This window comes from Streptomyces sp. NPDC031064, assembly GCF_055570965.1.
The window spans coordinates 901,643-921,524 of record NZ_JBVIGF010000001.1; the positions used below are offsets into that span (position 1 = coordinate 901,643).

17 protein-coding genes are annotated in these 19,882 nt (G+C 71.4%); 4 read left to right on the plus strand and 13 right to left on the minus strand.

Annotated features, from left to right (window positions below; genetic code table 11):
* The first annotated feature begins 1 nt into the window (after position 1).
* Positions 2-811 (plus strand): xanthine dehydrogenase accessory protein XdhC, encoded by an 810-nt coding sequence (gene xdhC, locus ACZ46W_RS03835; RefSeq protein WP_468330793.1) that lies wholly within the window; start codon positions 2-4, stop codon positions 809-811.
* Positions 812-833: 22 nt separating this feature from the next.
* On the opposite strand, the gene ACZ46W_RS03840 is transcribed toward xdhC, so the two are convergent.
* From ACZ46W_RS03840 to ACZ46W_RS03850, 3 genes are read right to left on the minus strand one after another with little or no spacing between them, the layout of a single operon-like run.
* Positions 834-2,015, minus strand: coding sequence for an MAB_1171c family putative transporter (locus tag ACZ46W_RS03840; RefSeq protein ID WP_468330796.1), 1,182 nt, complete (start codon positions 2,013-2,015; stop codon positions 834-836).
* Positions 2,009-2,533, minus strand: a complete 525-nt coding sequence (locus ACZ46W_RS03845; protein ID WP_468330799.1) for a hypothetical protein — start codon at positions 2,531-2,533, stop codon at positions 2,009-2,011. The genes ACZ46W_RS03840 and ACZ46W_RS03845 overlap by 7 nt, the downstream gene beginning before the upstream one ends.
* Positions 2,534-2,570: 37 nt before the next feature.
* On the minus strand, positions 2,571-3,050 hold the full coding sequence (locus ACZ46W_RS03850) for a hypothetical protein (protein ID WP_468330802.1): 480 nt from the start codon (positions 3,048-3,050) through the stop codon (positions 2,571-2,573).
* A 427-nt stretch (positions 3,051-3,477) separates the two neighbouring features.
* Here ACZ46W_RS03850 and ACZ46W_RS03855 point away from each other — a divergent pair, with 427 nt between their 5' ends.
* Positions 3,478-4,452 carry a ParB/RepB/Spo0J family partition protein gene (locus ACZ46W_RS03855; RefSeq protein ID WP_468330805.1) on the plus strand — a complete coding sequence of 325 codons (975 nt, stop codon included), beginning with the start codon at positions 3,478-3,480 and terminating at the stop codon, positions 4,450-4,452.
* 9 nt (positions 4,453-4,461) lie between these two features.
* Here ACZ46W_RS03855 and ACZ46W_RS03860 read toward each other — a convergent pair whose 3' ends face one another.
* Complete coding sequence (locus ACZ46W_RS03860) at positions 4,462-5,181, minus strand: 4'-phosphopantetheinyl transferase family protein (protein ID WP_468330808.1); 720 nt, start codon at positions 5,179-5,181, stop codon at positions 4,462-4,464.
* On the minus strand, positions 5,178-6,500 hold the full coding sequence (locus ACZ46W_RS03865) for a cation:proton antiporter (RefSeq protein ID WP_468330811.1): 1,323 nt from the start codon (positions 6,498-6,500) through the stop codon (positions 5,178-5,180). Before ACZ46W_RS03865 ends, ACZ46W_RS03860 begins: the two co-directional genes overlap by 4 nt.
* A gap of 317 nt (positions 6,501-6,817) precedes the next feature.
* Here ACZ46W_RS03865 and ACZ46W_RS03870 point away from each other — a divergent pair, with 317 nt between their 5' ends.
* On the plus strand, positions 6,818-8,011 hold the full coding sequence (locus ACZ46W_RS03870; RefSeq protein WP_468330814.1) for a Cmx/CmrA family chloramphenicol efflux MFS transporter: 1,194 nt from the start codon (positions 6,818-6,820) through the stop codon (positions 8,009-8,011).
* A gap of 70 nt (positions 8,012-8,081) precedes the next feature.
* Here the strand turns inward: ACZ46W_RS03870 and ACZ46W_RS03875 are convergent, their stop codons facing one another.
* The 8 genes from ACZ46W_RS03875 to ACZ46W_RS03910 all read right to left on the minus strand — a co-directional run bounded on the left by ACZ46W_RS03875 (position 8,082) and on the right by ACZ46W_RS03910 (position 19,311).
* Complete coding sequence (locus ACZ46W_RS03875; RefSeq protein WP_468330817.1) at positions 8,082-9,299, minus strand: 3-deoxy-7-phosphoheptulonate synthase; 1,218 nt, start codon at positions 9,297-9,299, stop codon at positions 8,082-8,084.
* A 10-nt stretch (positions 9,300-9,309) separates the two neighbouring features.
* Entirely contained in the window at positions 9,310-9,615 is a 306-nt protein-coding gene (gene cmlD / locus ACZ46W_RS03880) for a 4-amino-4-deoxychorismate mutase CmlD (RefSeq protein ID WP_468330820.1), read from the minus strand.
* Positions 9,612-10,541: a prephenate dehydrogenase/arogenate dehydrogenase family protein gene (locus ACZ46W_RS03885; RefSeq protein WP_468330823.1), complete on the minus strand. Its 930-nt coding sequence runs from the start codon at positions 10,539-10,541 to the stop codon at positions 9,612-9,614. The genes cmlD and ACZ46W_RS03885 overlap by 4 nt, the downstream gene beginning before the upstream one ends.
* Entirely contained in the window at positions 10,538-12,598 is a 2,061-nt protein-coding gene (pabB, locus tag ACZ46W_RS03890; RefSeq protein ID WP_468330826.1) for an aminodeoxychorismate synthase component I, read from the minus strand. Before pabB ends, ACZ46W_RS03885 begins: the two co-directional genes overlap by 4 nt.
* An 85-nt stretch (positions 12,599-12,683) precedes the next feature.
* The gene (locus ACZ46W_RS03895) at positions 12,684-14,282 is read right to left on the minus strand and encodes an MBL fold metallo-hydrolase (RefSeq protein WP_468330829.1); all 1,599 of its coding nucleotides are present in this window, start codon (positions 14,280-14,282) and stop codon (positions 12,684-12,686) included.
* A gap of 22 nt (positions 14,283-14,304) precedes the next feature.
* Positions 14,305-17,157 (minus strand): AMP-binding protein, encoded by a 2,853-nt coding sequence (locus tag ACZ46W_RS03900; RefSeq protein WP_468330832.1) that lies wholly within the window; start codon positions 17,155-17,157, stop codon positions 14,305-14,307.
* Positions 17,132-18,319 carry a hypothetical protein gene (locus ACZ46W_RS03905; protein ID WP_468330835.1) on the minus strand — a complete coding sequence of 396 codons (1,188 nt, stop codon included), beginning with the start codon at positions 18,317-18,319 and terminating at the stop codon, positions 17,132-17,134. The genes ACZ46W_RS03900 and ACZ46W_RS03905 overlap by 26 nt, the downstream gene beginning before the upstream one ends.
* Entirely contained in the window at positions 18,316-19,311 is a 996-nt protein-coding gene (locus tag ACZ46W_RS03910; RefSeq protein ID WP_468330838.1) for an AurF N-oxygenase family protein, read from the minus strand. The genes ACZ46W_RS03905 and ACZ46W_RS03910 overlap by 4 nt, the downstream gene beginning before the upstream one ends.
* A 248-nt stretch (positions 19,312-19,559) precedes the next feature.
* Between ACZ46W_RS03910 and ACZ46W_RS03915 the strand changes: the two genes are divergently transcribed.
* Complete coding sequence (locus ACZ46W_RS03915) at positions 19,560-19,865, plus strand: hypothetical protein (RefSeq protein WP_468330841.1); 306 nt, start codon at positions 19,560-19,562, stop codon at positions 19,863-19,865.
* The last annotated feature ends 17 nt before the right edge of the window (positions 19,866-19,882 follow it).

A 19,882-nucleotide genomic window follows, 5' to 3' on the forward strand; every position in this document is an offset into this window, starting at 1 on the left:
CATGACGTGGGTCGCCGCGGTCGCGCGGTTGCGGGCCCGCCGGGAACCCGGCGTACTCGTGACCGTCGCGACCGTACGCGGCCATGCCCCGCGCGACGCCGGTGCGAAGCTCGTCGTGGGCCGGACCGGGACGTGGGGCTCGATCGGTGGCGGCAACGTCGAGGCCGTCGCGATCGACCGGGCCCGGGAGATGATCGCCGCGTCCGCGCCGGAGCCGGAGCTGCTCGACTTCGCCCTGAACGACAAGGTGACCAACCGGCACGGCGTGCAGTGCTGCGGCGGCACGGTCTCGGTGCTGCTCGAACCGCTGCCGGTGGTACGGGCGGTGGCGATCTTCGGGGTCGGGCACGTCGGGCTGGAACTGGCGCGCATCCTGGCACGTCAGGACCTCGACCTCCATCTGGTCGACTCCCGGTCCGATCTCCTCACCCCGGAACGGCTCGACGTGCTGGCGGACGCGGTGGCGCAGGTGCACGTGCATCACACGCCGCTGCTGCCCGAGGAGGTGCTGGCGGAGCTGCCGCACGGCACCCACATCCTGGTCATGACCCATGATCACGCCGAGGACGCGGCGCTGTGCGACGCCGCCTTGCGCACGGCCCACCTCGGCTCCATCGGGCTGATCGGGTCGGCGGCCAAGTGGGTCCGCTTCCGCAAGCTCCTCGCCACCGAGGGCGGACACGACGAGGCCGCCATCGCCCGGATCAAGACCCCGATCGGGCTGCCCGACATCACCGGCAAGGAACCCGCGACCATTGCCGTGAGCGTCGCCGCCGACCTGCTGCGCGCCTTCGAGACCGAGGGGAGCTGACGCCCCGGTCCGCCACCCGGTCTCAGCCGCCGCCATCGCTCGTGCGGGGGATGAACGAGCGGACCGGAGCGGAGGTGTAGGCCTGGGCCAGCTCGATCAGGTGGGTCTTCTCCGCCGTGAGAGTGGTCGCGTGGTCCAGGCCCGGCCCTCCCTGAGTGAACGATTCTTCAGGGGACTGACGCCAGGGGCGGCCCGCGAGCTTGGCGTGGCGGGCCTCCTTCACCACGCAGGCCAGGACGGTCGCGTCGGCCCGGGCGGCGGTGAGGCCCAGCGCGCGGACGTGGTCCCGGGCGAGCGGCGCGATGCCGGGTGGGACGTAGTGTTCCAGTTCCAGCATGGCGTCCCGGATCTCGATGACCTTGCGGTAGGCGAGCAGTCTGTGCGGGACCGGCGGCCAGAGGAGTTCCACGAGCCTCGTGCGCCGCGTGGTCAACACGACGTGAGGGACCGCGCCGGCCAGTTCGCGCCACAGGGGCCAGAGGCGCCACACCGTGCGGGCGTCGGCCAGGGCGCCTCGGGCCGCGACGGCGAGCGGGACGAGGATGGCGGCCGCACGGAACAGCGCGTGCAGGTTGATCAGGAGCGGCAGGTACGGCATGGCCCAGGTCACGTCCAGCGCGAGCCGGAGCAGGCGGCCGATCCAGAAGAGCGCGGCGAGCGCGGTCCCCGTGGCGAACAGCCAGAGCGCCGCGGCGAGGGGGCGGTCGTCCGTGCGCATCCCGTACCAGCAGCAGACGATCACGCAGATGATGTTGGCCACCACGTGGGTCGCGATGAGGATCAGCCAGTAGCCGAAGGAGGGCAAGGGGCCCCCGGCGGCGGTGATGGTGTGTGACGGATGCGGTGGCGCGGAGAGGTCGCTGAGCAGCAGGGTGACCAGGATCGCGCCGATGGCGACACAGAGGCCGACGCGGAGCCGGCGGCTGCCGCTGGGGGCGGACACGAAGTACAGCACCGCGCCGGCCGACACCACCCCGATCAGGTTCTTCGTCAGGTCGACGAGGTGGTCGGTGCCGACGAGGCCCATGACGAAGTGGGTGACGGCGGGCAGGTCCAGCGTCATCGCCATGCCGGCCGTGGTCACGGCCAGCCACAGGCCGCGCTGGTCCGCGTCGCGCAGGGACGGCGCGGAGCGGAGCAGTACGGCGAGGCAGAGGCAGAGGCAGCTCGGGTACGTGAGCCATGCTCCGAACGCGGTCAGCACCTGGGGTACCCGACCCCGAGGGCCGCCCCGAGACTGGCGAGCGGGCCGTGTCCTTCGCGCCGCAGCGGTTGGTCCGCGTGGGTGCGTATGAGGCTGGCGAGCAGTTCGGCCTCACGTTCCTGGAGGGCGGAGTAGTTGGTGCGCCCGAGGAGGCGTCGTATCAGGCGCGGGTCGAGGTCGGGCAGGACCGCGCGCAGGTCGTCGTGGCCGCCGCCGGCTCGGTCCGTCACCGAATGATGGTCGAAGAGCATGTGGCCGAACTCGTGTAGCACGATGTGTTCCTGATGGAGCGTCGAGGTGTTCTGCTCGTAGAAGACGTGGTCGTCGATGGCCGTCGCGAGCCACAGGCCGCAGGTGCCGGCCGCCGCGGCTTCGAGCGGCAGGGCGTGGAGGTGGAGCGGTCTTCCGCGCTGGGCGGCGATGTGGTCGCGGAAGGCCGGGATGGAGAACGGGTGGGGAAAGCTGACCTGTTCGGCGAGCTCCCGACAGCGCCGGTGCAGGGTGAGGCGTCGCAGCATGTACCGTTCCTTGATGTCGGAGCCGAAGTGTCCTCCGTCACTCGGTCGCCGCTTGTCCGCCCTCTTCGGTCTGGCCGGCCTCGGGGAGGTTCTGCACCTTGCGGGCCTCGTTCACGATGGTCAGCAGGGAGTCGAGACTCGCGGGCGACAGACCCGAGGCCCGCATCGCCAGATTGCGCACCTTGGCGTCCCTCAGGGCGGTGGCGAGCGCCAGTTGGGCCTTCACCCGTTGCGAGACCTCCTCGTTGAGGAAGTACTCGGGAGGGACTCCGAAGAACTGGGCGAGCACGTCGAGTTGTTCGAGGGTGATGTTGCGTTTCTTGCCCGTCGCGAGTTCCCACAGGTAGGTCCCCGAGATGGAGCCACCCGTGGTGGCACTGATCTCCTTGGCCAGACGGGCGTATCCCGGGCGGTGCTGCTCGTCGGGGTAGGCGGCCTGAATCAGTTCTGTGAGCCGTTGGTCGAACTTCTGCAACAGCGGACGCACTTCCTCCTCACGTGGCTGTTCTCTGCTCATCCGATACCTCCCTCCCGAAGCGTTTTCCGAGGACACAGGCCATGTGTATCCCCGTTCACGGGAGCGGACAAGCATGATCCAAGACAAGGGGGAAAACATGCTTGTCCGTCTCAGCGGACGTGTTGACCCTTCATCATGCGCTGACATAATCACGTTACGGGTACGGCCAGCGCCCACCGCGGCGTCGCTCCATCCTCTCGAAAGGATCGCGATCGCATGAGGTACGCCTCTCCCCCGGTCCGCGCCCTTCGCCCCTCACCCGCGCCCCCCACGAGCCCGTCCGCCATGTGAGCCGGTATCCCTTCTCCCGTCCGCACGCATCGTGCGGTGATTCGCGCGCCGCTCGGCGTGTCCGCACGGCCGCGGCCGCTCCCGCCTTCCCCGCCCATCCCCCTGTCATCGATGACGAGCGCCCCTGGAGGCATTGATGTCCGCAGTATCGGATCAACGTCAGGCGTCGAGCTTTGACATCGACATACGTTCCCTGCTGCCGGCCGATTCGCCGCGCTTCACCCTCGACCACGCACACGTGCGGGCACTGGCGGAAAGCGAGGCCGATTTCCCACCGATCCTGGTGCACCGGGCGACCCTGCGCGTCGTCGACGGCATGCACCGGTTACGGGCCACCGAGCTGCGCAACCGGCGCACCATCAGCGCCCGCTGGTTCGAGGGGGATGAGCAGGCGGCCTTCCTGCTGGCGGTGGAGTCCAACGTGCGGCACGGACTCCCGCTCTCGCGCGACGAGCGCAAGCAGGCCGCGCTGCGGATCTTACGCGCGCACCCCGACTGGTCCGACCGGAGCATCGCCGAGATGACCGGCTGGAACGCCACCGGCGTCGGGGCGCTGCGCCGGGACATCACGGACGCGGGCGCACGGCCCGAGGCGCGCGTCGGCCGGGACGGCCGGGTCCGCCCCTCGAACACCGCCGAAGGACGCCGCGTGGCCGCCGAGGTGATCAGCCGGAACCCGGCGGCCTCGCTGCGGGAGATCGCACGGCAGGCCGGGATCTCGGTGGGGACCGCACGTGACGTACGTCGCCGGCTGGCCGACGGCCAGGAGGCCGTTCCCGCCGGCCGGCACCCGGACGGTCGCACGGGCACGGCACCGGCCGGCCCGGAGGGAGACCGTACGGAGCCTCGGCGCGTGCCCGACCTCGCGCGCCGCATCACCCTCTTCGACGCGTTGCGCAACGACCCCTCGCTACGGCTCAACGAGAACGGCCGGCTGGTCCTGCACCGCCTGCGCACGCAACTGCGGACCACCGAGGAATGGAAGCTCCTCGCCCCCACCATCCCCCTGCACGGGCGGAAGGCCGTGGCGGACATCCTGTCCGCCTGCGCGGACGACCTCAAGGGAATGGCCCGCGAACTGCGCTGTGCCGAGGACTCCCTGGTCGGTTAGGGCTGTCGGCTAGCGCCGCCCGTACGCGGTGCCGGGGCGGACGCGGTCGTGGGCCACGGCGGTCACCCCATGGGCGACGGCGGTGACGACGAGCCGGCGGCCGACCCGCCACCGCCCGTGGAACGCCTGGAGCGGCCGCCCCTCGTCGTCGTGTCCGGTCCGCAGGAGGCGGGCGTGGAAGGTCTGCCGGTACGGGTCGACGGCCACCTCCGCCTCGCGGAAGTCCAGCCAGGTCCGGGTGAGCGGGAACCAGGCCTTGTACACGGACTCCTTGGCGCTGAAGAACAGCCGGTCCCAGTGCACCGCGGGACGGGCGTGGCGCAGCGCCGCGAGGTGGCCCCGTTCGCGCGGTGACGCGATACGGCGGAGGAGGCCCGGCGGCAGCGGCATGTGGGGTTCGGCGTCGATGCCCAGGGCGGCGATGTCGATCCGCCGCGACACGGCTGCGGCCCGGTAGCCGTCGCAGTGGGTCATGGAGCCCACGACCCCCTCCGGCCACGTGGGCGCACCCCACTTGCCCGGGACCATCGGTCCGGCCGGCCGGCCCAGGTTGGTGAGGGCGACGCGCGCACAGTGACGTACGGTGGCGAACTCGCCGCGTCTCCCGTCGGCCGCGCCGCTGAGCGCGGCGGCTTCCTCGGGGAAGAGCCAGGCATCGGGGACATCGCCGAACTCCTCGGCGATCAGGGCGGCCGGCGGCAGGAGCCCGGTCAGAAGGGTGGTGATCACCGCTTCGCCTCCGACGGCCGCGCGCCCACGGGCCGGGCGAGCCCGGCGGGCTGCGGCGGCGCCGCGTTCCACTTCTCGGCCGCCTCCAGCAGGTCCGCGTCGACCAGCCGGCGTGGATAGGCCCAGCGCAGCAGTGGTGCGGTCATGGCGGTGGTGACGAGGGCCATGACGACCATGAGTGAGTACAGGTCCGTGTCGAGCAGCCCCAGTTGCAGGCCGACGCCGAGGATGATGAGCTCGGTGAGACCGCGGGTGTTCATGAGGACGCCCAGCGTCGTCGCCGATCGCCCGGACTGGCCGGCGACGCGGGCTCCGAGGTAGGCGCCGCCGAACTTGCCGCCGATCGCCACGAGGAGGATCAGCCCCAGCTCGCCGAGTCCGTCGCCGCCCACCGTGGTCAGGTCGACCTTCAGCCCCGCCACGGTGAAGTACGCCGGCAGCAGCATCCAGGTGATCGTCTCGAACCGGTCCGTGACCCCCGCGCGCAGCCTCTCCGTGCCTTGGCGCGGCACGATCGCGCCGGCGAGGAACGCGCCGAAGATGAAGTGGAGCCCGAACCACTCGCTCAGTGCGCCGGAGACGAGCAGCAGCACCGTCAGCACACCGAGCAGCCCCGCGCCGGGCCCCTGCTGCCCCGCTCCACGTCCGTCCCGCTCGCGCGCCGCCAGGAACCTGCCGAGCAGCGGCCGTACCACGCCCACCATGGCCAGGACGTACGGCACGACCAGCAGGACCTGCCAGGAGTTCTGGCTCCCGGTGAAGGTGAGCAGGGCCGCGAGCAGCAGCCAGGCGACCACGTCCCCGACGGCCGCGCTCGCCATGGCCAGCGCGCCGACCCTGGTGTGCTGGATGCCCCGGTCGGTGAGGATGCGCGCCAGCACCGGGAACGCCGTGATGGACATGGCCGCGCCGATGAACAGCAGGAAACCGAGCCGGTGGCCGACCGCGTGGTCGTTCCACAGGTACAGCGCCAGCAGGACGCCGAGTCCGAAGGCGCAGACGATGGAGCCGACCGACACCCCGACCGCCGCACGCCCGTTCCCGCGCAGCAGCCTGTGGTCGAGTTCGAGGCCGACGAGGAACATGAAGAGCGCGACTCCGAGGTTGCCGAGCGTGGTGAGCATCGGCCGGATGTCCAGGGGTAAGAGCGCTTCCGACAGGGCGCCGTGGAACAGGGTCGGACCCAGCAGGATGCCGGCGAGGATCTCGCCGATGACCGCCGGCTGGCCGCACCGCCGCGCGAGGCGCCCGAGCACGTGCGCGAGCGCGAGTATCAACGCCAAACCGACCATGACGGTGGCCGTTTGGTGGGGGGTCATGAACACTCCTTCAGACTCGACGGGCGGCGGTGATTATTCGTTAGACACGGTGATCCGGGCGTTGCTATGTTGAGGAACATGTCCAGTCCTGAGGCGGAAAGAAGCCTGCCACCGGTGATCCGGTGGCTGATCGCGTAACTCTTTGACGACCCTGCTTTCCTCGGCGCAGCCGCCGAGCAATGCGTCGCGCATCCGCCACGGATCAACCGCATCGCGAGATCGCGCCCGGAGGTCTCTCCCGGCCGTCTCCCGCAACGGCATGCCTTTCGGTTCATGCGTTGCGTCTTCCTGATCTGCGATGTAGTTGGAGCTTCTTCATGCCTTTCGCCATCTACGTTCTCGGGCTGGCCGTCTTCGCCCAGGGAACGTCGGAATTCATGCTGTCCGGTCTGGTGCACGACATCGCCGCCGATCTCGGCGTGTCCATTCCGGCCGTCGGATCGCTCACCTCGGCCTTCGCCGTCGGCATGATCGTCGGCGCGCCGCTGGTCGCGATGCTGAGCCTGCGCTGGCCGCGCCGCCGGGCGCTGCTCGCCTTCCTCATCACCTTCCTCCTCGCGCACGTCGTCGGCGCCCTCACCGACAGCTTCGAGATCCTGTTCGTCACGCGGGTGATCGCCGCGCTGGCCAACGCCGGCTTCCTCGCCGTCGGACTGGCGACCGCGGCGAGCATGGCCGGCCCGCAGGCCAAGGGCCGGGCGACCTCCGTGCTGCTGAGCGGCGTGACCCTCGCCTGCATCGCGGGGGTGCCGCTCGGTGCCGTGCTGAGTGAGTTCTGGGGCTGGCGCTCGGCGTTCTGGGGCGTCGCGCTGATCTCCACGCCCGCCGTCGTCGCGATCCTGTGGTCCGTGCCGGCCACGCCCGTCGACCCCGGCGCGCCGAGCGTCCGCCATGAGCTGCGGGCGCTGCGCACGCCTCGGCTGGTCCTGACGCTGCTGCTCGGTGCGCTGGTCAACGGGGCGACGTTCTGCTCGTTCACGTACCTCACGCCCGTCATCACGAACGTCACGGGCCTGAGCACCGGGTGGGTGCCCGCCACGCTGGCGCTGTTCGGCATCGGGTCCTTCGTCGGGGTCAACCTGGGCGGTCGGCTGGCGGACAGCCGGCCCGGCCAGGTGCTGGCGGTCGGTGGTGTGGCACTGCTGGCGGGGTGGCTGCTGTTCGCCGCCACGGCCGGCAACCCGGTCGTGGCCCTGGTCCTGGTGTTCCTCCAGGGGGCGCTCTCGTTCGGAGTGGGCTCCACCCTGATCTCGCAGGCCCTCTACACGGCCTCGGACGCGCCCACGCTGGCCGGTGGCTTCGCCACCGCCGCGCTGAACGTCGGTGCGGCGGCCGGTCCGGCCCTGGGCGGTGTCGCCCTGGGCGCGGACTTCGGCTTCCGCTCCCCGTTGGTGGTGAGCGCCCTGCTGGTGGCCGCCGCGCTGGTGCTCGGCGGCGTGGCCCGGGTGGTCGGCGCCGGCAACGGTGCCCCGGCCCGTCCGGCGGAGCGTCCGCTGGAGGCCCGTTCCTGACCGTGGCTCATGGTTCCCGGTGGCCCGTCCCCCGAGCGGGGGGCGGGCCACCGGCGTGAGCGTGGGGGCCCTAGAGCAGCGAGAGGAAATGGGAGACCATCTCCGCGGACTGCCCGGGGTTCAGCCGCGGGTCGCAGGTGGACCGGTAGTCCGTGAACCGCGGCTCCCCGTCACGTTCCGATACGCACTCGGTGACCGGGTCCGGGGTCAGCTCCAGGTGGAGACCGGCGGGCCACAGGCCACGTCCCCGCAGCACCCGGGTGAACGAGGCGATCTCGGACCGCATCGGTTCGATCAGCCTGGTCTTGTGCCCCGACAGCCGCGTGCCGTTGCCGTGCATGGGGTCGCACAGCCAGACGACCGGTGCGCCGTGGCGGGCCACCGCGTCGACGACCGGTGGCAGGAGCCGGTCCACGTCCTTGGCGCCGAAGCGGGCGATGAAGGTCAGCCGCCCGGGAACGCCGTCGGGGTTGAGCGTCCGGCTCAGGGCGACGGCGTCCTCCGGCGACACGGCCGGCCCCAGCTTGACCCCGATGGGGTTGTGCACGGCCTGCGCGAGGGCGACGTGGGCGCCGTCGTGCCGGCGCGTCCGTTCGCCGATCCAGCCGAAGTGGGCGGACGCGCTGTGGGCACCGCGCGCGCCCTCGCGCACCAGGGGCCGCTCGTAGGGCATGAGCAGCAGCTCGTGCGAGGTGTACACCCGTTCCAGGATCGGCCGTCCCGACCAGGAGCGGCGTAACTCGTCGAGGACGAGCCGCGAGCATTCGTACGCGGTGAGGAGCCGGCGCGGTTCCGGGGTTCGCGCCACCGGGTCGAACTCGGGCTCGTTCACGGCGTCGCCGCAGTAACTGGGCATCCGCCGGCCCGAGTCCTCCGTCTCGAACGGCGAGGACCGCGGTTTGCCGTACTGGCCGGCGATCCGGCTGATGGCCACGGTGGGCGAGCGGCTGCCGGCCCGCATGATGGCGGCGAGCCCCTGGAGGTTGTCCACCTTCTGCCGGACCAGTTCCGGTACGGCCTCGTGGAAGCGCTCGGCGCAGTCGCCGCCCTGGATGAGGAGCGCCGAGCCGCGGGCGACCAGTTCCATCCCTCGCGTCAGGTCGACGACCTCGTCCTCGGTGACGAGCGCGGGCAGTCCGGCCAGTTCCCGTTCCACCTCGTCCAGGGCCGCCTCGTCCGGCCAGTACGGCTGCTGCGCCGCCGGCCGCCGGGTCAAGGACGCGTGCGTCATGGTCGCGTGCATCGTGGTCCCGTGCGTCGTGGTCGCGTGCATCGTGGTCGCGTGCATCGTGGTCTCCTCATCGTCGGTCGCTGGCTTCCCGGCTCATCACCAGGTCCTCGACCCGGCACATCTCGGCGATGATCGCGTCGTAGAGGTTCACCAGGAAGGTCTCGTCGAGGCCGTGGTCGGCCGCGTAGCGCGCGGCCCTCTCCTTGACCAGGTGGACCCGGCCGGGCTGCATCATCGGGACGCCGTGCCGGGACTTGTACCGGGCGATGCGCACGCCGCAGTCGATGCGGCGGCGCAGGGTGTCCAGGAGCGTGCCGTCGAGGAGGTCGAGTTCCGTGCGCAGCCGGTGCAGCTCGTCGTCCTGCTCGGTCATCGGTCCGTCTCGCCTCCGTCGTTGGTGCGGTGGATGGTGCGGAACAGCTCGTGGCACTGGCGCTGGTACGTGGTGAGTTCGGGTCCCACCAGTCGCCGGAGCCGCTCGAACGCGGCGTCGAGACTCCCGGCTCCCTCATGGCCGCCGTCACCGTCATCGGCGGTGACGAGCGAGGCGAAGGAACGCAGCGCGTCGGCGAGCGCGCGGCGCGCGGCGGCGGCGTGGGGATTGGACCGCTGGATCTCCCCGTACACCTCGGGGCTGCCGCCCAGCACCCGGGCCAGCAGGGCGAGCAGGGTGAGATGGGGTGGCGGTGCCGTCGCCGTCAGTGTGCGGATGTCCACGCCCAGACGGGCGAGGGCGAGGCCGAACGAGACGATCACCGCGTGTGTCAGGGCCTGGGTGGCGGCGGTCGTGCGGTCGTGTTCCTCCGGGGTGAGCCGTACGGGTCTTCCGCCCCACCCCTCGATGAGCCGCAGGAGGGCGGCCACGCCGGGTCCCTCCCTCGTGACCACGGTGGCGACGGGCCGGCCGGCCATGCCCGCGGCCGGGGCGAACATGGGGTTCAGGCCGACGTGCTCGACGCCGGGGGCGTGGGCCGCGAGTTCCTCGGCCATGCCGGCCTTGACGGAGAGTGTGTCGGCGAGCAGCGCGCCCGGTCGCATCAGCCGGGTCACCGGCCCCACGGCCTTGAGGGCCACCGCCTCGTGAACGGCGAGCAGGACCAGGTCCGCGCGGGCGAGGGCGGCCGACAGCTCGGGCCCGGGGGCGGTGACGTCGGCCACGAGGCAGGTGCCGCGCTCCTCGGGTGGCGGTGCGATGTCGACGACGAGCGTCCGGCTGCCCGCGTCCCGCAGCAGGCCGGCGAACATGCCGCCCACCGCTCCGCCCCCGCCGACGACGACGCTCCGGCCGAAGCCGCTCATCGCGCGCCCGCCACGGAGATGCCGTCGAGGGCGGACAGCATGGCGCGCGCCTTCACGACGGTCTCGGTGAACTCCTCCTGGTGGTCGGAGAGAGCCACGATCGCCCCGCCGACGCCGAACTCCGCCCGGCCCTCGGTCAGCACGATGGTGCGGATGACGATGCTGAGGTCGGCGGCGCCGCTCAGGGAGAACCAGCCGAGCGCTCCGGAGTAGACACCCCTGGGCCCTTCCTCCAGCCGGTCGATGATCTCCATGGTGCGCTTCTTGGGCGCACCGGTCATGGAGCCGCCGGGGAAGGCCGCGCGGACACAGGCGGCGGCGCTCGTACCGGGCCGCAGCCTGCCGCGTATCGTCGACACCATCTGGTGCACGGGCGCGTAGGTCTCGACGTCGAAGAGCAGGGGCACGTGCACCGAGCCGATGGCGCAGACGCTGTTGAGGTCGTTGCGCACCAGGTCGACGATCATCAGGTTCTCGGCCCGGTCCTTCTCCCGGGCGGCCAGGTCCGTCCGGAGCCGTTCGTCCTCCTCGGCCGTGCCTCCCCGGGGGCGGGTCCCCTTGATGGGTTTGGACTCGACGCCGCCGTCCGCGCCGATCGTGAGGAACCGCTCGGGCGACGCGCTGAGCACCGAGAGTTCCGGGAACTCCAGCAGGGCGCCGTACGGGACCGGGCTGATCGCGCGCAGTGCGGAGTAGAGCGGCAGGGCCGTCGCGTCCGTCGGCGCCGTGACCATGTTGGTCAGGCAGATCTCGTACGACTCGCCGTTGCGGATCTCCTTGAGGCACTCGTCGATGCGCTTGAGGTAGGCGTCCCTGTCGTGGCGTGGCCGTGCGACGGGGCCGAAGTCGGCCGGCGCCTCGGGGGTGCCGAACGGGACGGCGGGGGTCCGCTCCTCCGGGGCGGTGGCGGCCAGTTCGGTGAGGCGGTCGGCCGTCTCCCGCAGCCAGGCCCGTGCCCCGTTGTCCTCGCCGGGGCGGTCGAGGGCCAGCAGGTAGCAGCAGCGGTCCCGGTGGTCGAGCGCGATGAGCCGGTCGGTGAAGAGGAGTGCGGCGTCGGGGTGGGGGGACTGGTGGGCCGGTTCGCCGATCGTCTCGGCCTTCAGCTCGTAGCCGAGATAGCCGGCGTAACCGAGGTTGAACTCGAACGGCAGGCCGGGAGGGGTGGGGATGCGCCGGCGGTCGAGCTGTTCCTCCAGGTACGTGAAGAAGGGCTGCCGTGTCTCCGTGGTCCTCCCGTCGGAGTGGCGTACGGACACGACGCCGTCGGCCACCCGGTAGGTGACGTACTCGGCGAGCGGGCCGCGGTCGTCGCCGAGGAAGGAGAAGCGCGCGGCGCCTTCGAGGACGGCGCTGCTGTCCAGCCAGAACGCTGCGCCGGTGGGGGCCAGGCAGGTACGGCGCACCTCCTCGGCGTCCGGCAGCGCGTCGACGCGCCGCACGTGGACCTCGTACGGGGCGGCCGGTGTGCCGCGCCGTGCGCGGTGGTGGCTGAGGGCGAGGTCACGGAAGTTGGCCAGCAGCTCCCGGCCGAAGTCGCTGCTGACCGACTCCGGATGGAACTGCACGCCCCACAGGGGCCGCTCACGGTGCCGCAGCCCCATCACGACGCCGTCGTCGCTCCAGGCGATGGGCTCCAGCTCGTCGGGCAGGTCACCGGTGGCCAGGGAGTGGTAGCGGACGGCGGAGAACGGCGAGGGCAGTCCTCGGAAGACGTCCACGCCGGTGTGCCGCACCTCGGAGACCCGGCCGTGCATCGGCTCCGGGGCGAGGCCGACGGTCCCGCCGAAGAGCTGGGCGATGCCCTGGTGGCCGAGGCAGACACCGAGGACGGGCAGACCGCTGTCCGTGATCGCCTGTCGGCTGATCCCGAAGTCCCTGGCCCGTTCCGGGCTGCCGGGCCCCGGCGACACGACGATCGCGTCGAAGTCCTCGACGGGCAGTTGTGACCAGTCGGCGTCGTTGGGCACGACGACGGGCGGCTGACCGGTCGCCTCGCCGATGTACTGGAACAGGTTGTAGGTGAACGAGTCGTAGTTGTCGATCAGGAGCGTGCGCATGGTGGGGCACCTTGTCTCGAGGGGCACGTCGAAGGGTGCTTCGCGGGGCCGGGGCCAGGGCCGGGCGCCGGGGCCGGGGGCGCGCTCAGAGGCGCAGCGTCCGCCGCAGGTGCAGCCGCTCGGCGGTCCCGCCCTTGTCCCGGACGTGCCGCACCAGCAGGTCGCTGTCCACGATGGCGGGATGGCTCTCGTCGTAGTCGATGGCCATCACGACGCCCATCCACGGTTCGAGACCCATCGCGTAGACGTAGACCTCGTCGGGCTCCAGCGCGTCGACGATCTCCTTGGCCTGGGGGAAGTTGGAGCCGTTGAGCCGGCGGCTCTGGTCGCTGCGCCGGTCCAGCGGCTCGCCGTACAGCGGGCCGTAGATCCAGCTCGCCGCGGCCCCGGTGCTCTCCATGCCGATGAAGACGGTGTCGACCCGGCCGATCAGCTCGGCCACCTTCGCGTACATCGTCGGTGAGATGTTCGTGGAGTCGGCGGCGAACAGCACCGAGCGCTCGCCGAACCGGAGCAGCCAGCCGGTCTTGCTGCGGATCCGCAGGTCGCCGTGCTCCCCGAGGAAGGGCAGCGCGACGACCTCGGCGGAGCCGCAGCGCAGCGTGTCCAGGTCGTCGACCTCGACGACGTCGGTGAAGCCCAGCCGTCGCAGGATGCCGCCGAGGCCGGGGTCGACCAGGCTGGCGTTGGAGGACTTGGGGATCAGGACCCTGCCCACCCGGTGCCGGATCCGGAGCAGGGTCTCGAACAGCATGTGGTCCTGGTGGTTGTGGGTGATGAGCAGATGGTCGACGCGCTCCGGCAGGTCGGCGAAGGTGAACCGGTTCTCCGCCCCGCCGGGGTAGCCGCCGTAGCTCAGCACCGGGTCCACGAGGAAGGTCGTGCCCCGGTACCGGGCGAACACGCAGGCGTGGCCGACGTATTCGAGCACGTCCTCGTCGTCGCCCGGGGCCGGGCCCGCTTCCGGGGCGGGCGCCGGGGCGGGCTCGAAGTAGGAGGTGAACAGCGCGGCCCGCGCACCCGTGAGGCCCAGCCTCGCGGCGAGTGAGGCGAGTTCGGCCTCGGTGAGGCCGCCGCGGAAGACCGTGTCGAGCAGCGGGGAGTTCAGGGGGACGTCGACCAGCAGGTGCTGCGGGGTGTACTCCAGCATCGGTGTGGTGAGCGCGAACTCGCGGGCGTCCTGCTCGACCGGTCGGAACCGCACCTGCTGCCATGACTCGTCGTAGTACTCGGACGCGTACATCAGCGGTTCGATGAAGCGGTAGTCGGGCGTGCGGTTGTCCCTGCCGTAGAAGACCTCCACGCGCCCCGAGAGCGCGGGCGGCAGCTCCTGGTAGACGGGATCGAGGGACTCGCCGTGGTGGCGGGGCAGGATGTCCTCCTCCACCTGCCGTATCGCCTCGAAGAGTTCACCGAGCCGCTCCCGCCGCGGAGCCGTGTCCCGGTACCAGGCCTCGATCGCGTCGCGGTGCTCGTGGGCGTGGATCCAGGGGCCGCCGTGCATCCGGCGCTGCCGGACGGCCGCCGCGTGGACCTGTGGGTTCTCGAGGTAGCTCTCGACGATGGGGGTGAACCGGTTGTGGACGAAGCGGGCGAGGGTCTGCGGCGGCAGCAGGTACGACCAGCCGTACCAGCCGGCGATGACCGGCTCGACCGCGATGTTCTGGCGTAACGAGTAGCGCATGTCGGCAGCGGGCTCCGTTCTGCTAGCGCGGCGACGGCGCGTGGGCGGCGCCGGTCCCGGCCTCGGGGGCCGTCGGCGGTGTGCCGAGCAGACGGCCGATGATGTCGTGGTCGGTCTCGCGGTGGGGCGTGCGCCAGCCCTGGCCGCTGAGCGCCGCCTGCATGGCGGACAGGAGCGGCGGGTGGACCTCTCCGCCGTCCCGCACCCGCTCGAACCACTCGGCCGGGGCCAGGACGTCGGTCTCGGAGAGGCCGGCGTGGTGGAGCAGCTCGCCGAGCGTGTACGTACGGTGGACGACGACGGCCGAGCGGGAGTCCGTGCCCCCGTCCAGGCCCCCGAGGAGGGTGTCGGTCAGCATGCCGACGTCACAGACCGGCACGTAGCCGTCCAGGCGCGGCATCACGCGCAGTCGGCGGGCGGTCTCGATGAGGCCGGTGAACCAGTCGTCCTTGAGGTAGCCGTGGTCCTCGGGCCGGTGGCCGTAGACCAGGCCCGGGCGGTAGTGGGAGACGGCGCACCCCAGGTCGGCGAGGGTGTTCACGTACTCCTCGCTGATCAGCTTCGACCGCGAGTAGGGGTCGCCCACGGCCTCCAGCGCCGCCGCCGACAGGGGGACGAAGCGCTCCCCGGCCGAGGCGGCCGAGAGGAAGACGAAGGAGCGGGCGCCGAGGGCGGCCGCGGCGCGGACGACCAGTGCCGTGCTGCGTACGCTGCCGCTCATCTGGCTGTCGAGCGGCAGCAGGTGGTTGACCTGGTAGCCGCAGTGCACCACGCCGTCGAGGGCGGGGCCGCGCCTGTGGTCCACCCACTGTTCCAGTTCCTCGTAGCCGATGGCCCGTACGCGGGTGTAGGCGGCGGTGTCCCGCCCGAACCGCGCGCGGTGCTCGGTCAGCACCCGGTCGGGGTCGCCGGTGCTGACGACCAGGACGGGGCGCCCGGTGGGCAGCAGCCGGTCCAGGACGTGCCCTCCGATGAAGCCGGAGGCGCCGGTGAGCAGCACGGCCGGGTCGCCGTCCCCGGGCCACGGCTCCCTCTCGCGCCGGGTCTCGTGTCCGGCCTCGCGCCTGGTCTCGCGACGGAGGCCCGGCAACTCGGCGCGCAGCGCCGCCAGTTCGGCCTCCACCCGGCGCATGACCGCCTCGGCGGCGGACTCCTCCGGTGCGGCGGCCTCGCCGCGCAGGTGACGCAGGAAGGCGGCCGGCGAGAAGTCGTAGTCCATCGCGGCGAACGCGGCCTCGACGGCCTCCTCGCCGTACGTCTCGGAGAGTTTGACCTGTATCTGGATCATGGCGAGTGAGCTGCCGCCGGCGTCGAAGATCGACATGCCGGGGTCGATCTCGCGGCCCAGGACGGCGGCCACGACGCCGAGCACGTGCCGCAGTTCCGCCGGGTCCGTGACCGGGTCCGCGGCCGGGTCCGTGACCGAGGCCGTGGCTGCGAGCCGCTCCCGCAGGGCGTTCCTGTCCACCTTTCCGCCCGCGGTCAGCGGCAGCGTGTCGACGAGCACGATCCGGTCGGGCGCCTCCCAGACGGGCACCAGGCTCCTGACCCGGCCCATCAGGGACTCCGCCGTGTCGTCGCCGGCGGCGGTCGTGGCCAGCACGATCGTGTCGCCCTGCCGGACGAACGCCGCCTCGCGGTCCAGGTGGCGGGAGAGGGTGGACTCGACGTGGGCGAGGTTGACCCGGTGCCCGAGCCGCTTGACCTGCTCGTCGACCCGTCCGATGTACGACAGTTCGCCGTCGTCGGTGAGGGTGACGAGATCCCCGGTGGCGTAGGAGGGGGCGCCGTCGACCGTCCCGAACGCCTTGTTCTCGTCCGCGTGCCCGCCGGCGTAGCCGAGTGCCACCCCGTCGCCGACGATGACGAGCTCGCCGGTTCCGGCGGTGGCGTGGTCGCCGGTGGCGGGGTCGCGTACGAGGGCCCGGAAGCCGTCGATGGGGGTGCCGATGGTCGGGGTGAACTCGGTCAGCTCGGTGACGGAGAAGCAGACGGTGGCCTCCGTCGGGCCGTAGGCGTTGAACACCCGGCTGTAGCGGGCCGCCTTGTGGAACTCGCCCTCGCCCAGCGCCTCGCCGCAGAACTCGACCTTGCCGATGCGGCGGCGTGCCGCCTCGTCGAGCCGTGCGTAGACGGACGGCGAGAGCATGGCCAGGTCACAGCCGTGGGCGGCGAGGTGGCGGGAGACGGACCCCAGCCACGACGTCCCGTCCCGCACCGGTACGACGAGGGTCGCACCCGCGTACAGGGTGCCGAGGATCTCGCTGATGGAGGCGTCGAAGGAGAGCGAGGCGAAGTGCAGGACCTCGTCGTCGGGCGTGATGTCGAGCAGGCGCCGCAGCGAGCGGCACAGGTTGAGCAGACCGCCGTGGCCGACGTCGACGAGCTTGGGGGCGCCGGTCGAGCCGGAGGTGAAGATGGAGTACGCGACGCGGGAGCGGTGCCCGGCGGGCACGGCCGCCGCCGCGTCGTCCGTGGTCACCGGGTCGGCGGGCAGGCCCACGTCGCCGGCGTACAGGGCGCGGGCTCCCGCCTCCTCGGCCCGTACGGACGTCTCGCGGTCGAAGCAGACGACGAGCCCCGCGTCCGCCGCGCGGACGAACTCCCCGAAGCGGTGGGCGGGCAGCCCGGGGTTCAGGGGGGTGTGGACGGCGTGGCTGCGCATCGCCGCGAGGGCCCAGACGACGGCCTCCGCCGTGTGTTCCCCGGCGACCAGGACGCGGCGGCCGGCGGCGCACTCGCGGTCGATCCGGCGGGCGAGGGTGCTCGTGATCCGCCCGAGCTCCCCGTACGTCCAGGTACGCCCGGCGGTCCGCAGCGCGGTGCGCTCGTGATGGCGCCGGAAGAGGTCAGTCAGCAGGTCCGAGAGTTCCACCGCTTGCTCCTATTCGCTGCTTCAGCCGATCGAGGACGTCGGCCGCGGTCCGGGGGGAGAGGAATCCGCGCTTGTACTGCATGCGCAACAGCGGCGGGCCCGGCCAGGACCGGTCGGCGAGGAACTTGAGGTCCTCGAAGACACGCGCGCTGCGCACGGGGATCCAGCGCCACAGGGTCGGCTCCGGGCGCATGAACGTGGTGTCGGAGACGACGATGCGGGGCATCCGGCCCCTGGTGAACGCCGTCGCGAAGGCGGTGAGGTCGGACATCGTGAACCGGCCGAGCGACTCGTGGACCCGCCGGGTCTCCGCGAAGAAGTCGGGGGTGTACTCGGCGGCCGACTCGGCCCGCACGACGAGCGGCTTGATCTCGACGTAGTAGCCGCCCTTCGTCGCGAACTCCCAGCGCGAGAAGGGGTACTGGAGCACCATCCCGCCGCCGATGGTGGGGAGCAGGGCGGAGGTGACGGCGCTGAGCAGTTCGTCGAAGGTGACGCCCTCGCGGAGCGGGAGCCATTCCTCCGTCGACGCGGAGATGGTCGGGATGCCCTTGCGGCCCGGTACCGGCAGGTCGCCGAGGACCCGGGTGACGTGTGCCGGGTCGGCGGCCGGCAGGCCGGCGTACCGCTCGACGGTCTTCTCGTGGTGGCGGTAGCGGGTGCCGATCCGGATCTGGGTCTCGCCGCGCAGGTGGGCCCTGATGTGCCGGAGCAGGTCGACCACGTCGGACAGGTCGACGATCAGATGGCTGAACTTGACGAAGACGACGTACTCGCCGTTCGTGTGGGGCCAGTACGCGAGGTGCACCGCCTCGTCGAGCCGCAGGGGGTGGGAGTTGTGGTACGCGGTGACCAGCTCCGCCAGCTCGTCGAGGCCGCCGTCGACCGGTCCCGGCTGCGGGGCGAGGGTGACGACCACGTCCTCCTCCGCCACGTCGACCAGGTGCGCGAGCGCCCGGGTGAGCCCGAGCCGGCGGACGAAGTCCTGCCACGCGGCGGGATCCTCGACCCGTCCGGGGTGGACGGTGCCGATGAACGCCGTGCAGGGGTTGACGTCGCAGTCGAGGCCGAGGTCGGCGAGGAAGCTGTAGATGTCGCGTACGGCGACGGCGGCGGGCCGCAGCCCGATGGGGGGTGCCGTCGCACGGGTGCCGCCGGTCACCGGGCCACCGTCGTGCCCCAGTCGAACTCGACCTGATCGAGCACGTCCAGCTCCGCCAGCAGGCCGTGGATGCCCGAGTGGTCCTGCACCAAGTGGGTGCCGGTCTGGCTCTCGCGCACCTCGGCGGCTGCCTTCTCCCAGCCCTGGACGCCCTCGAACGCGACGATGGTCTCCCAGGTCGTGAAGTCGGGGGCGACGAACGCTTCGAGGCCCGCGACGACCTTCTCCAGGAGGAAGCGGCGCCGGTCCGCCGGGAGCGCCTCGTACACCTGCTTCATCATCTCGCCGGAGATCGAGGCGTGGCAGTACTCGTCGCGGTTGTGCAGTCTCACCGTGGTGGAGTTGACGACCTGGATGTCCTGGTCGTCGGCCAGGAGGTCGAGGTAGGCGTTGATCGAGATCTCGGCGACCGTCGCGAAGCCCAGCGTGGTGAGGCTCCGCTCCCACTGCTCCTCGCAGCGGTCCAGATGTGCCTGGTGGATCGTGGTGATGTGCGAGTCCGGCAGCACCCGGTCGGAGAATTCGCGCCGGCGCATCCGCCGTGTCACCGCGCTGCCGTTGATGTGCATCAGCGTGTGGTACTGCTCGTCGACCATGGCCTGCGCGACGGCGAGCTCCAACTGCTGGCCGCCGAGCCCGGGGTACGCGCCGCCGATGACCAGCTCGAAGCCCGGGTTGGCGATCCGCTGCTCGATCTGCACCGTGTTCCGGTTGTAGGCGACCCAGCCCCAGCTCAGCAGCCTGGAGCGGGTCTCGTCGGCGAGGCGCTCCCAGATCGGATGGGACCGGAAGGGGACCATGTCCTCACGGAAGTCGGGGCGGCCGGGGTCGAACAGGGCGTAGACGTCGGGTTCTTCGCGCTTGACGGCCGCGCGCCGGTGCCAGTTTCCGACGAGCCGGTTGATGACCGCGTTCTCCGCCGGGTCGCTCGGGTCGAATGCCGGTAATCCGGCGACCTGAATGTGCCCGTCGTTGTGCGTGTGTTCGCGCATGGCCCACCCCTTCCTTCACTTCCCTTTGCATGACCGCCCTTTGCGGGCCCGGCGGCTTCGAATTCTGTGGACATCGGCCGAAGCCCGCAAGGGTGTGCAGATCAGCGCCCTGTGCAACTGAAAGAACGGGACAGTTGCACACCCCCTGCCGGCGAGCCGCACGAACTGAACGGCCTTGCGGACCCCAAGGCCCTATGACATAAACGTCCTTGCCTGTTCTGTCCGCTCTGCTGAATGGAGGCCCGACTGTGACGGAGCGAATCCAGAGCATCGTCGTGGCGGCACTCGACGAGATAAACCAGACGCGCGAGGAGAAGATTCCCACCGACAATGTGCTCGACTTATGCCTCTACGGTGACTCCGGCGTCTTCGAGTCGATGTATCTGGTGGCCTTCCTCTCCCTGGTCGAGGAGAACCTGGAGGACGAATTCGGCGTGGAGGTGTCACTCACCTCCGAGAAGGCCGTGTCCCGCCGGGTGAGTCCGTTCAGCAGCGTCCGCAGGCTGATCGGCTTCATCGAGGAGGAGCTGGAACTCGTCGGCGCGCACGGTTAGCGCGGGTCGCCCCTCTG